The following is a 13,455-nucleotide window of genomic DNA, read 5'->3' as shown; positions in this document are numbered from 1 at the left end:
CGGATGTTGGACACCTACGAGAGTGAACGCAAGCCGCACGCCCGGCATGTGATCCGGCTCGCGGTGGCCATGGGCTGGGCCATGACCGGCGGCCAGGACGGCGCCGCCGCTGTGCGCCGGAGGCTGCTGGCCGTAGCCTGCCGCATACCCGGGCTCACCACGGCGGCCGGCCGCGACCTCAGCCCGCCCCTGACGACCGGGCCCCTCGTCCGGCGCCGTACTCGCAGGGGCCTGGTGGGCACCTACTGCCCGCAACCGTGGATCACGGTCGACGGGCGGCGTACCCGCCTCGACGAGCTGCTCGGCGACTCATGCGCCCTCCTGACCGCCGCCGAACCCGGGCCCTCGCTGAACGCCCTTGCCCACGGCCTCGGCATCCGGGCGATCCCCGTCACGGACTTCTGTGACGACGGCACCCTCGCCGCCTGGCTGCGCGCGGGCCGGGCGGACGCCGTCCTGTTGCGCCCCGACCGCGTCGTCATGGACGTCGTCCCGGCAGGGGCCCGCGACTTCACGGACACCGCCGCCTGGGCATCCCTCCTGCACACCACGCGAGGCCCCCACCCTTCCTCCCGGACCGTCGACAACAGCCCGCCGAGGAGCATCACACGATGAGCGTGCCCGCCCCTTTCCTGGCGCCTGATCGGCGGGCCGTCGCAGGCGGCCACATCATGGATCTCGCCCGTGATGTCGGGACGCCCGGCTCCGGCTACGCCACCCTGCATCGCGTCGAGCAGGAGGCTGTCGATGCCCGACATTCAGGAGCCTCCCGTTCGGCGTACCGTCGAGAGTGTGGAGTACACGGCCGCCAGCCTTGTGTCGCGCGTCGCCGGGGACCTCGGGCCGTTGGCCGACGAGGTGATCGCCGACGTGGTGCGGTGCCTGCGGCGTGAGGTTCCCGAACTGTGGAGCAACCCGGATCTCGTCCGCATGACGTCCGAGAACATCACCGAGCATGTTGTCGGCGTGCTGGCCGGCCTGGAGTACGGCATCGAGCCGAGCGAGATAGATCCGCCGGCCGCCGAGCTGGAACGCGCGCGTCGGCTGGCCCGGCACGGCGTGCCGGTCACAGCGTTGTCGCGGGCCTTCCGGTTCGGTCAGGGTGTCGTCCTGGACAGACTGCTCGCCGAGATGCCTCGGCTGACGAAGGACGCGGAGTTGGTCAGCGCGGCATCGCGCCTCCTGATCGCGATGGCGAACGGATACGTCGACGACGCGTCCGAGCAGGGTGTCACGGCGTTCCAGGAGGAGCGGGACCGGCGACTGCGATGGCGGCTGTCCTTGGTGAACGAGGCCGGTCTGCGCATAGGGACCACCCTGGACATCGCTCGCACCTCCCAGGAACTGGCGGACCTCGCCCTCGACCACTTCGCCGACCTGGTCACCGTCGACCTGCTCGACGCCATGGTCCAGGGGCACGGCGGTCCGGCGCCGGGCCCGCTCGAACTGCGCCGGGTCGCCCACGCGTCGTCGGCGCAAGGCGGCCCGGAGCCGACGGTCGGGCTGGGGGCGGTTCACACCTGCGCGGACGGATCGGTCACGGCTCGCGCCCTGGCCACCGGCCGGCCCTCCCGGCACACGACGACGCCGACGGACCCGGCCGACGGCTTCGGCACCCATCCTGCCCGCTCGACGCTGGTGGTGCCGCTGAGCGCCCGCGGCGCCACTCTCGGCGTCGCGCGGTTCTGCCGTCACCGGGACCCGGTTCCCTTCGACGACGAGGACCTGTTCCTCGCCCAGGAGATCGCAGCCAGGGCGGCCGTGGCCATCGACAACGCCCGCCGCTACACATACGCCCGTGCCACGGCCCTCACCCTCCAGCGCAGCCTGCTGCCACGGCGTACGGCGGAGCAGTCCGCCGTCGATGTCGCCTGCCGCTACCTGCCCGCCGGTGCCCAGGCCGGTGTGGGCGGCGACTGGTACGACGTGATCCCGCTGTCCGGAGCCAGGGTCGCCCTGGTCGTGGGCGATGTGGTGGGCCACGGCATTCACGCCGCCGCCACGATGGGGCGCCTGCGCACCGCGGTGCGTACCCTCGCCGACATCGACCTGCCGCCCGAAGAGCTGCTGACGCACCTGGACGACGTGGTCATCCGTCTGTCCGCCGAAGCCTCGGCCGACCAGACGGAAGGGGCCGGGGACATCGGCGCCACGTGCCTGTACGCCGTCTACGACCCCGTCGACGGCCGGTGCTCACTGGCCCGCGCGGGGCACATGCTGCCCGCCATGGTGAGCGGCGACGGAACCGTCGACTTCCTGGAACTGCCACCCGGCCCGCCGCTGGGCCTGGGGGGCCTGCCGTTCGAGGCGGCGGAGGTCGACCTGCCCGAAGGCAGCCTCCTCGCCCTGTACACCGACGGCCTGCTCGAAGCCCGCGACCGCGACATCGAGGCGGGCCTCACTCTCCTGCGCCTCGTCCTCGCGCAACCCTCCGCCTCCCTGGAGGCCGCCTGCGACACCGTGCTCCAGGCCTTGCTGCCCACAGGCCGACCTCACGACGACGTTGCCCTGCTGCTGGCCCGCGCCCGCACCCTGGGGGACCACCAGGTCGCAGTGTGGGACATGGACGCGGACCCGGCATCCGTCGCTCAGGCTCGTTCGAGCGCCGTCCGGCAGCTGTCGTCCTGGGGACTGGGGGACCTCGACTTCATCACCGAGCTGGTGGTCAGCGAACTGGTCACCAACGCCATCCGCCACGGCAGGCCCCCGATCCGCCTGCGCCTCATCCGTGACCAGTCCCTCCTGTGCGAGGTGTCCGACGCCGGCGGCACCACTCCCCACCTGCGCCGGGCCCGCGCGTCCGACGAGGGCGGACGCGGCCTGCTCCTTGTCGCCCAGCTCGCCGAGCGTTGGGGAACGCGCCACGCCCGGCAGGGCAAGACGGTCTGGGCCGAGCTGGGCACGGAGAAGCACGCCGGGCCCACGGGCCAGGCCTCCGTCGTTCAGCCGGCGCCCGCACATGCAAGACCGCACGGCACTTCTCAGGACTGAACGGCCGAGCGCAACTCGGGCAGGGACAGGACCTCGTCCAGCACGTCGACGTAGAGATCCACGTGCTCGCGGCGGAAGGTCATGGGCGGTTTGATCTTCAGTACGTTGTCGTGCACGCCATTGGGGAAGACGATGACGCCTCGCTCCTTCATGAGCTCGGTGACCATGAAGGCCTGCTCGGTGGCCGGCGTCTTGGTGGTGCGGTTGCGGACGAGTTCGACGCCGAGGTAGAGCCCTTCCGCCCGCACGTCACCGATGAGCGGTTGGCGCTGCTGGAGCTCGCGCAGCGACCGGGCGAAGTACCCGCCCACGCGCACGGCGTTCTCCCTCAGCCCGTCCTGCTCGACGATGTCCAGCACGGCCTCGCCGATCGCGCAGGAGACCGGGTTGCCGCCGAAGGTGTTGAAGTACTTCATGCCCGTGTCGAACGCGTCGGCGATCTCCCGCGTCGTGACCACCGCCGCGAGGGGATGCCCGTTCCCGAGTGGCTTGCCCATCGTGACGATGTCCGGTACCACCCCCTGGAGTTCGAACCCCCACCAGGGCCCGAGTCGTCCGACCCCCACCTGGACCTCGTCGGAGATGCACAGCGCGCCCGCCCGCCGTGCAGCAGCGAACACGCCATCGAGGTAGCCGTCGGGGAACACGATGTTCCCGCCCGATCCCATCAGGGACTCGGCGATGAAGGCGGCCGGAGGCCGGCCGTCTGCCGTGATCCGCTCGATGACGGCCGCGGCGTCGCGTGCGTACTTCACACCGGCGTCCGCGTCGTCGTACCCGTAGGTACTGCGGTAGCGGTCCGGTATGACGACCTCGTGGGTGGTCGCGGGTGCACCGGCGCCGCCGGGACCCTTGTAACGGTTCGGGCTGATCCCGGTCACCACGCCGGTGTTTCCGTGGTACGCGCCGTCGATGTTGACGATGTGCTGACGACCTGTCACCTGGCGGGCGATCCGGAGCGCCAGGTCGTTCGCCTCGCTGCCCGTGCACACGAGGAAGACGACCTCGAGCGGGTCGGGCAGCGTGGCCACCAGCTTCTGCACGTAACTGGCGATCTGCGGGTAGACGAAACGGCTGTTGGTGTTGAGCTTGCGCATCTGCCGGACGGCGGCGGCCGTCACGCGTGGCTCGGCATGGCCGACGTGGGTGACGTTGTTCAGCGAGTCCAGATAGGCCAGTCCGTCCTCGTCGTGGAACCACACGCCCCGCCCACGCACGAGGTTCATCGGGGTGCGGTAGTAGTTGCGCTGGGAGCGAGCGATGTGGCGACGGCGCACCGAGACGACGTCGTCGATGGTGGGGGCCGCGGCGGGGGATTCGGTGAGCCCGAGGAGCCGGGCCGGGTCGGGTGACAGGTGGCTCCACACCTGTCGTGCGGAGGGCGGCACGACACGAGGCGGCGGCCACGTGGCCATCCGCGCGGTGCGGTGGACCTGTACCTGGACGCAGGGCCCGAGCGGGTCCGTCTCCTCGCTCGCGCCGGCGCGTCCCAACGGCGCCCCGGCCGGGACCGACGCCCCAACGGGGGGCGTGTCGTCGAGTCCCCACCAGCACGTCCAGAACTCCCGCCCCGCGACCCCGTGTCGCAGTACCAACGGCATCCCGGCGCCACCGCGGGCCTCGACGACGCCGGACAGCGGGCCGGCAACCTCCTCGCCGTCGGCCACGATCAGTGAGCCGCCGACCTGAACCGTCGCGGGCTCGTCGGCTCCCGGGCGGCGCCGGCCCCCCAGGAGCAGCGATGCGCTGAGGTGGGGCACATAGCCGCGTCGCCTTCGTCCGTCGAGGACGTCGTCGACGCTCGCGCGCACCGCCTTCGCGTCGAGCCAGTCGACTTCGTCGTAGAGATCACTCGCCGGTCGCAGGTCGAGCAGTCGCGGAGCCGGTGCGTGCGGGGCACCGTCTGCGGCCGCCTCTGCCAAGACCTCTTCCAGACTCCGCTGCTCCCGTGTCGGGGGGAGCCCACACGCGACCCGGAACGTCGCTTCGGCGACGTCGGGGCAAACCTCGGCCACCTGCGCGATCGCCGGCCAGGTGTGTTGCATGCGGGTCCGCCCGTACGGCGTGTCGTTCTCGGCGACCCGGCGCGTCCACGTCACGGCGTTCATACAGAGCCGGGCGGCGGCCAACGGATAGACAGCCGCCAGTTCCTCAGCCGTCAGGGGAAGCACCGAGTGGAAGCCGGCCACGACTTCGGCCGCAGCGGCGAGCGGGTCGGCCTTGCGGAGCATGGCGTAGCCTGCCGCGATCGCCACCTCCGCCGCGCGCACACCGTAGAGCGAGTCGCCCAGGTCGACGATGCCCGAGATCCGCAGCACCCCGTCCTCGTCGGCGTCGGCCAGGACGTTGGCGTCATTGAGATCCTGGTGTACGACGCTCCGCGGCAGTCGGTCCCATGTCGGCAGGAGATCGGCGTACCAGACCATGATCGTGCGCACCGTCTCCCACCGGTCCGCGTCCTGTACGGCGTGCAGCGACGCCTCGACGATCTCAGCGGCCCGGCGCATGTCCCAGTCGTGCGGTTCCAGGCCCACCGGTGGCTCCACGCTGGACAGTCCGAGGCTCAACCGCCCAGCGGCTTCTCCGAGCCGGCGCAGAAGCGCCGCGGGGTGGTGGTCGAGATCCGCCAGGACCCGGCCCTCGATCCAGCTCATCACGCGGACTACGTGCGTTCGGCCCTCGTGGACGACTGTGGCAAGGAACTGCCCCTCGCGTGTCGGAACCAGCCGTGGCACCGGAAGGCCGGGAACGGTGGAGGCCAGATGACGGAGGAGCGAGTTCTGCCAGAGAACGTCGGCAGAGTCCGGCTCCGCGCGGGTGACCCGCACGAAGTAGCGCATGCCGTCCTTGCCGGTGATGCGGACGTTCTGGTCGACCTCCCCTCCCAGTGAGTGCTGGACGTATCCCTCGAGTCCGAAGGACTGCCGCAGCACGTGATCGAGGAGCGGGCCCGGCAGTTGGCCGGTGTGACCGGGGGTGGTCGTTCCGTCCTGGCCGGTGGTGGTCACTGAGGTCATCGGTTCGTTCTCTCTCTTGTCGTCAGGTCGCTCATCACTCACCGTGGGCCTGCGCCACGACGCTCAGGTCGTCGCCGGCCTCCGCCGCCACCCGTGCCGGAGCTCGGCCCGGCGCTGACAGCCGGCTCCCGGACGGTCCGGTCGATGCGGTTCCTGGGGGAGGCGGGCAGGGCTGCCGCGGCTGTGTCTCGACGCTTCACGGGCTGCACAGATCTCGGAGGAGTCGACGACCGGCAAGTCCCGGCCGGCGGTCATGACGTCCCGGATGACGTGAGAGGCGAGCACACCGCGCCAACGCCTCGGCGGGGTCCATCGATGCCCTCATGGCCCTCGACCCTCGCCTTGGGCTCGGCGTAATCTCTGGTGGATTCCTGGGTGATCTCGATCCCGCCCCGCCTGGCGAGCCGCTGACACTGCCCCGGGGAACGGCGACCCCCGGCAGCGCCTGCTCGAGGTGACGGACGGGGGATCGAGTGCTTAGGGAAGTGCCACAGCTGCTCCAAGTGCGTGGTCATGTCACGAGCCCACTCCAGCCCGAGGTGATGCGTCAGTGAAACACCGCGGAGAAACCGGCAACAAGGGACGCGAGGCCGCGACATCGACGGCGTATTTTGTGCCTGTGCACAACTACTGTCAGGGAACCCCCTCCGACGAGGACTGTCGTCGGGCGAGGCGGTCCTGGTGAGCGGCCCGGGACGCCGTCAGGGCGGGGCCCGTCACGACGCCGTGCAGGCGATCGCGCGCCGGCTCCTCGAGGAACGGCTCGACGAACTGACCTCGCATGCTCTGGAACAGTTGGAAGCCGAGGAGCCCGCCTACGCGTCGGCCGGCTGGGACCCGGTCCGGAAGCGGGAGGGGATGCGACGGACCCTCGAACTCGCCCTGACCCGGCTGGCCGGCGACCCCCTGCCCCGGGCGGTCTCGCGCGCCACCGAGGACGTGGGACGCGAGCGAGCGGAGCAGGGGTTCCCCCTGACCGCTCTGATGCACTCCTTCCAACTGGACCTCAGGACCCTGTGGGAGGCCGTGCTCGCCGAGGGGCGGGCGCGTGGCATCAGCGCCGATCCCGACTTCCTCGACGGGCTCATCCGCGTCTGGGAGGCGACGGACGCCAACAGCGTCGAGGTCGTCGACGCCTACCGCCGCACCGAGCGCGACCTGGCGAGCCGTCGTACGGAGGTGCGCAACCGCGCCTTCAGCCGCCTGGTCCTGGAAGGGGAGCAGGATCCCTCCACGGTCGCCGAGGCCTCCACGCTGCTGGGCTTCCCCGAGAACGTCGCCCTGACCGTGGTCGTGGTCGAATCCGTTCCCACCGGAGACCCGGCTGTGTCCCAGGTCGACGAAGCGCTGCGCCGGGGCGGCCTGATCCGTCACTTCGGATGGATGGGTGACGAACTCCTCGGCATCATCTGTCACGGACGGCGCGATGAAGAGGCCATGCTTGCCATGCTCCGGCCGTTCGCCCCGTGGCGCTGCGGCGTCGCGGAAGTCCCCGGCCTGGCGCTGACGGCGCGGGGCATCCGGTTCGCACGTGCCGCGATCCGCAGCTCCGCGCAGCCCGGAGTGCGGCACGTGGAGGGCCACTGGATCGGGGCGGTCATGTCGGCGCAGGAGGAGCTCACCGGTGCGATGGCCGCCGGCGTGCTGCGCCCACTGCTCGAACTGCGCGACAGCGACAGCATCGTCGAGACCCTGCGCTGGTACTTCGACCTGGGCTCGGTCGCCGAGGTGGCCGCACGCACCTACCGTCACCGGAACACGGTGGGCAATCGCCTGCAGGCTGTGGAAGAGGCGACCGGGCTGAAGCTGTCCCGACCGAACGACGCAGCCCGGCTGGTCATGGCCCTGGCCTGGCTGGAGACGGACGCGGGCGCCCGCTTCCGGGTGACGATGCCCTGATCCGCCGATCGCTGTCCTCCACGCGCAACGGATCCCTGACAGATAATTGTGCACAGGCACAAAATCCACGGTCGAACTCGGGGCCTCAGGTCCCTTGTTGCCGGATTCTCCCCGGTGCTTCACTGACGCATCAGTTCGAGCCGCAGGGCTCATCGCATCGGAGCAGTAATGATGCTGCCGCCGACCACCTGATCAAGCATTCGCCGTCCCGGGCCCTGTCCGGGTGCTCGTCCTCCTGCGACGGCCCATGGACACCGGCTCAGCCCCCGTGCTCTCGGGCCGCCGCCCCAGCGCTCGGCAGCCTCCTGAGACCCCGATGCGGCCGGCCCGGCCGCAATCGAGGAGATCGTGACTCCCGGCTAACAGGGTGCCCGTTTACCCGGAAAGAGTTGAAACACCATGCGCCAGATCGTCACCTTCGATGCCTACGGCACCCTGGTCGACTTCCAGCTCGGCCCCACCACCCTGAAGGTCCTGGCCGACCGGCTGGACCTGGACCGCCTGAACGTCGACGAGTTCCTCGACGACTTCCGCATCATGCGGTTCCACGCCGTCCTGGAGGCATACCGCCCCTTCCGCGAGCTGCTGCCCTCCAGCCTGGAGATAGCCATGCGTCTGCACGGCCTGGAGTACCGGCCGTCCGACGGCGAGGCATTGGTCGCGGCCGTGCCCGCCTTCGGCCCCCACCCCGAGGTCCCGGCCGCCCTGCAGGCGCTGAAGTCCCGGTACGAGATCGCCATCATCTCCAACACGGACGACGACCTCATCGCCCAGAACCTGGCCAACATCGGCGTCGAGTTCGACCATGTCATCACCGCCCAGCAGGCGAAGGCGTACAAGCCGTCCCGGCAGACCTTCGAGTACGCCTTCCAGGCCATGGACATCGAACCCGCCCAGGTCATCCATGTCGCCCAGGGCTGGGAGTACGACCTCATCCCCACCCGCGACCTCGGCCTCGCCCGCCGCGTGTGGATCAACCGCTACGGCCACAACGGCTCCATCGGCGCCCGCGGCAGCTCCGACTACCAGCCCTTCGACGAGCTGCCCGACCTGTCCGGCCTGCCGGCCCTGCTCGGCTGCTGAACCCGGGACGAACTGAGCAGGGCTCCGGCTACTTGACGGAGCCCTGCTTGATCCGCTCGACGCCCGTGAGGGCCGCGGACCGCAGGTCGTACATCGGGCGCGCGTGGACGTGCACGAGCTCGTCGGTGTCATGCCGAGCATGTGATCGACGCGCGCAGTCGTGGTTTGAGTTCCGCCGTCGGCCGTCGCCGGGACCGTCGTCAGGCCAGGTGCCGGGCGGTGATCTCCGTGGCCGTCTCGGCGACCAGGCGGCCCAGCTCGGGCAGATCGTCCGGCTCGAAACGGGAGTCGGGCAGGGAGACGGCCACGGCGGCCAGTGGGGTGCCGTCCTCGTCCAGCACGGGCGCGGCGATCGCGCAGACACCCTGCAGGTACTGGTTGTGGTTGACGGCGTAGCCACGCTCCCTCACACGGCTGAGCTCCGCGCGCAGTTGCCCGGGGTCGGTGATGGTCTCCTCGCCGTAACCCTCCAGCGTCCCCGCGGCGACCTCTTCTATCTCGGACTTCGCCAGATGGGCCAGCACGGCGTTCCCGGCGGCGGTGGCATGCAGGGGTGAGGTGTCGCCGATGGCGTGGAAGGTGCGAACGGCTTGGTCGCAGTCGACGCGGTCCACGACGACCATGCCCTGCAGGGCGTCCGGCACCGACAGGTGGATGGTCTCGTTCAGCGCGTCGCGGAGCCGGATCATGGGTTCACGGGCGGCGGCGAACAGGCTGGAGCCCTGTAGTGCGGCGGGACGTACGGCCAGGACGCGGGCTCCGACTTCCCAGCGGGTGGTGTCCTCGCGGTTCGCCCGTAGCCAACCCGCCTCATTGAGGGTGACCAGGGTGCGCTGCACGGTTGACTTCGGCAGCCCGAAGATCTTCGTCAGCTCCCCGACGGTGACGGGTTGATGCCGGGCGACCGCCTCCAGAACGCGCAGCGATCTGGTGACGCTCTTCATCTCCATTCGATACCCCCTCGGACCCGTGGATTCCGGTGCTCATCTCTGGGCTCCAGACGGAGCTCAACGGCCATGATGCATGCCAGAATACAGCATAGCGTTCCACCATGTGGTACGCGGGATGGTCATTTGGCAGGCCGGAGACAAAGCGGCCCTCCCGGCGCAGGCCATGGTTGCGCCGTGACACACGGCCGAGGGCCGGCTCGCACGCTGACGCGTGTGAGCCGGCCCTCGGGTGACGGCTTGTGGGTCGCCGGCTGGTCAGGCGCCCAGCCGGCGCCGTGAGATCTCCGCGGCCGTGTCGGCGACGAGCCGGCCCCACTTGGGTGTCAGTTCATCCTGGTACCGGGCCTCGGGCATGGAGGCTGCCACGGCTGCCAGCGGTGTGCCGTCCTCGTCGAGCACGGCGGCGGCGACGGCGCAGACGCCCGGCCGGTACTGGTTGCGGTTGACCGCGTAGCCGTCGGCGCGGATCCGGTCCAGCTCGGCGCGCAGCTCGTCGGGCTCGACGGGGGTCGTGTCGCTGAAGCGCTCGAGCCCTGCCGCGACGAGTTCTTCGACGTCCTGTCTCGGAAGGTGGGCGAGGATGGCGCGCCCTACGGCGGTGGCGTGCAGTGGTGAGGTGTCGCCGATCGTGTGGAAGGTCCGCACCGCGTGGTCGCAGTCGACTCGGTCCACCACGACCATGCACTGCAGGGCGTCCGGCACCGACAGGTGGATGGTCTCGTTCACCGCGTCGCGGAGCCGGATCATGGGCTCGCGGGCGGCGGCGAACAGACTGGAGCCCTGCAGTGCGGCGGGACGTACGGCCAGGACGCGGGCGCCGATCTCCCAGCGAGTGGTGTCCTTGCGGTTGGCGCGCAGCCAGCCGGCCTCGGCCAACGTGACCAGCGTGCGCTGCACGGTGGACTTGGGCAGCCCGAAGAGCTTCGTCAACTCCCCCACGGTCACGGGCTGATGCTGGGCGACCGCCTCCAGGACCCGGAGCGACCTGGTGACGCTCTTCATTTCCATCCGATTTCCCCCTGTTAATCCTCGAAAGTTCTGCTGGACACCCTCTTGACGCCTCCCTGAAGCCGCTGTCATTCTCTGTGCCAGATTCTAGCACAGCATTCCACATAGTGGCACGGCCTTCGGGGAGACCCCCCAGAAGTGAGCCGGACTGCGAGACGCGGCGGTTGCGAGCCGCAGGTCCACGAGGAGGACCTGGCTCCCGCCCAAATCATCTCGAATCGAACAGCCTCACGTCGAAGGCTCAGCATGCGCCTCGGCGATACGAAAGGAAAGTCCTGTGTCAGCTGCCAGGAAACGCGTCGCGGTGGTCGGCGTCGGAACGATGGGCAGCCAGGCCGCCTGGCGGCTGGCGGCCCGCGGCGCCGAGGTCGTCGGATACGACCGCTACGCACCCGGCCACGACCGCAGCGCCGCAGGCGGCGAGTCCCGGATCTTCCGCAGCGCGCACTTCGAGGACTCCCGGTACGTTCCGCTCCTCAAGCACGCGGACGCCCTCTGGGAACAGCTCCAGCAGGAGACCGGCCGCGAGCTGCGCCGCCTGACCGGCTGCCTGCTCATGGGACCGACCGAGCAACAGCAGATGGCCACCGTTCTCGAGTCCATCGCCGAGCACGACCTCGACCACGAGGTACTGGACGCCGAGACGCTGGCCAAGCGCTTCCCGCAGTACCGCATCGAGGACGGCGACGCGGCCGTACTCGACCGCCGCGCCGGGTTCATCCGCCCGGAGCTGACGATCCAGACCGCCGCCCGCCGCGCCGAGCAGCTGGGCGCCGTGATCCACCGCTACAGCACGGTCCGCGAGATCGTCCCTGTCGCCGGCGGCGTGGAAATCCGCACCGACTCCGGCAGCGAGCGCTTCGACACCGCCGTCGTCACACCCGGTCCCTGGGTCAACGACCTGCTGCCCGACCTGCCCTGGGAAGTGGAGGTCCGCCGCCTGATCAGCGCCTGGTACGTACCCACCGACCCCGGCGCATGGTTCGGGGAGGAGCGCCCGGCGTTCATCCGCACAGCACCCACCCACTGCTACGGCCTGCCCTCCCCGGACGGCATCTCGGTCAAGCTCGGACTGTCCCGCGTGCTGCACCGGCTCGCCGACGACCCCAACCAGCTGGACCGCACCGTGCGCCCGGACGAGCTGGAGATCTACTCCGAGCTGATCGGGCGCTACCTGCCCGACCTGCACCCGGACCCCACCCGCCTCTCCGTCTACATGGAGGGTTACACCGAGAGCAGCCGCCCCCTGGTCGGCCCCCTGCCCGGCGCCGAGAACGTCATCCTCCTCGCCGGGTTCTCCGGCCACGGCTTCAAACTCTCGCCCGCCTTCGGCGACATCGCGGCGGACCTGGCGCTGGACGGCGCCTCGCCCCAGCCCATCGACTTCCTCTCCACAGTCGGCCGTACGGAGGCATGACCATGCAGGACACCACTATCCACGTCGGCCCCCTCCAGGCCCTGCCCGGCACCAAGGCGCGCGGCACCGTCCAGGCCGACCTCGGCGCCCTCACCACCGACATCCCGGTGACCCTGGTCAACGGAACCCGCCCGGGCCCCCGGGTCGTCATCACCGCCGGCGTGCACGGCGGCGAGTTCACGCCCATCGAAGCCGCCGTGCGCCTGGCAGACCTGCTGGAGCCCGGTGAGGTGAGCGGACAGGTGATCGTCTGTCCGGTCGCCAACCCCCCCGCCGTGTACCAGGGTCGGCTCAACGTCTCCCCGGTCGACGGCGTGAACCTCAACCGTGTCTTCCCCGGCGACCCGGCCGGCGGCCCCACCGAACGGCTGGCCGCCTGGCTCTTCACCCACCTCGTCGACGCCGCCGACGTCTACATCGACCTGCACTGCGGAGGCATCGACCAGGTCCTGCGGGACTTCGTCGGCTACCGCCTCACCGGTGACCCGGACCTGGACAAGGCGACGGCCGAACTGGCAGGCTCCTTCGGCATCCAGGATGTCATCCTCGGACTGACGCCCGAGGGCGGCAACAGCCACGCAGCCGCCGCGCGCCGGAACATCTCAGCGGTCCTCGTAGAGGTGGGCGAGCTCGGCCGGCGGGACGAGGCCACCGCCCTCCGCCGTGTCGACGGCCTGCTGAAGGCGCTCCGCCATCTGGGTGTCCTCGACCCCGACGGTTCCGTTCCGGCACCGGTCCGCCAGTGGGTCTGGTCCGCCGGCGTCACCGCCGAGGTCACCGGCCTGTGGTACCCGGAGTTCTCCTTCGACGCCGACGTCATCGGCGAAGTCACCGAGGGCGACCTCCTCGGCCGCATCGTCGACCCGGTCGACGGCACCGAGCACACCGTCCACGCGCCGGCCGACGGACGGATCGTCTACGGCATGCACGGCCTCACCGTCGCCGTCGGTACCGAACTCGCCGCCCTCGCCATCCCGTGGGGCCCCGACATGGCCGCGCGGGCCGACACCCTCCGGCCCCCCGGTCTGGGCACCGGATCGGACGAGGCGGATCCCCGCCCCTAGCCCCCCGGCCCCCAGCCCCCCCCCCC

The 13,455-nt window shown here is 70.6% G+C and carries 8 protein-coding genes and 1 pseudogene; 6 read left to right on the top strand and 3 right to left on the bottom strand.

Going from position 1 to position 13,455, the window contains the following annotated elements:
- Both ADK65_RS31595 and ADK65_RS31590 read left to right on the top strand, forming a co-directional pair.
- Positions 1–615, top strand: a pseudogene (locus tag ADK65_RS31595) (3-(3-hydroxyphenyl)propionate hydroxylase); the annotation flags it as partial.
- A 132-nt stretch (positions 616–747) separates the two neighbouring features.
- Entirely contained in the window at positions 748–2,991 is a 2,244-nt protein-coding gene (locus tag ADK65_RS31590; RefSeq protein ID WP_234353019.1) for an ATP-binding SpoIIE family protein phosphatase, read from the top strand.
- Here the strand turns inward: ADK65_RS31590 and ADK65_RS31585 are convergent.
- The gene (locus tag ADK65_RS31585) at positions 2,982–6,008 is read right to left on the bottom strand and encodes an aminotransferase class III-fold pyridoxal phosphate-dependent enzyme (RefSeq protein WP_053674428.1); all 3,027 of its coding nucleotides are present in this window, start codon (positions 6,006–6,008) and stop codon (positions 2,982–2,984) included. The genes ADK65_RS31590 and ADK65_RS31585 overlap by 10 nt on opposite strands.
- A gap of 681 nt (positions 6,009–6,689) precedes the next feature.
- Between ADK65_RS31585 and ADK65_RS31580 the strand changes: the two genes are divergently transcribed.
- Both ADK65_RS31580 and ADK65_RS31575 read left to right on the top strand, forming a co-directional pair.
- Positions 6,690–7,907 (top strand): PucR family transcriptional regulator, encoded by a 1,218-nt coding sequence (locus tag ADK65_RS31580; RefSeq protein WP_053674427.1) that lies wholly within the window; start codon positions 6,690–6,692, stop codon positions 7,905–7,907.
- A 399-nt stretch (positions 7,908–8,306) separates the two neighbouring features.
- Entirely contained in the window at positions 8,307–8,990 is a 684-nt protein-coding gene (locus tag ADK65_RS31575; RefSeq protein WP_053674426.1) for a haloacid dehalogenase type II, read from the top strand.
- A 200-nt stretch (positions 8,991–9,190) separates the two neighbouring features.
- Here ADK65_RS31575 and ADK65_RS31570 read toward each other — a convergent pair whose 3' ends face one another.
- Positions 9,191–9,934, bottom strand: a complete 744-nt coding sequence (locus ADK65_RS31570; protein WP_053674429.1) for an IclR family transcriptional regulator — start codon at positions 9,932–9,934, stop codon at positions 9,191–9,193.
- Positions 9,935–10,195: 261 nt separating this feature from the next.
- Positions 10,196–10,942 carry an IclR family transcriptional regulator gene (locus ADK65_RS31565; protein ID WP_053674425.1) on the bottom strand — a complete coding sequence of 249 codons (747 nt, stop codon included), beginning with the start codon at positions 10,940–10,942 and terminating at the stop codon, positions 10,196–10,198.
- 283 nt (positions 10,943–11,225) lie between these two features.
- Here ADK65_RS31565 and solA point away from each other — a divergent pair, with 283 nt between their 5' ends.
- Together solA and ADK65_RS31555 are read left to right on the top strand one after the other, a co-directional pair.
- Complete coding sequence (solA, locus tag ADK65_RS31560) at positions 11,226–12,365, top strand: N-methyl-L-tryptophan oxidase (protein WP_053674424.1); 1,140 nt, start codon at positions 11,226–11,228, stop codon at positions 12,363–12,365.
- A 2-nt stretch (positions 12,366–12,367) separates the two neighbouring features.
- Positions 12,368–13,429: a succinylglutamate desuccinylase/aspartoacylase family protein gene (locus ADK65_RS31555; RefSeq protein WP_234353018.1), complete on the top strand. Its 1,062-nt coding sequence runs from the start codon at positions 12,368–12,370 to the stop codon at positions 13,427–13,429.
- Positions 13,430–13,455 lie beyond the last annotated feature (26 nt).

It is taken from the genome of Streptomyces sp. NRRL B-1140 (assembly GCF_001280065.1).
Taxonomy (GTDB): Bacteria; Actinomycetota; Actinomycetes; order Streptomycetales; family Streptomycetaceae; genus Streptomyces.
The sequence above is the reverse complement of the archived record's forward strand: the minus strand, read 5'-3'. Positions and strand labels throughout refer to the sequence as shown.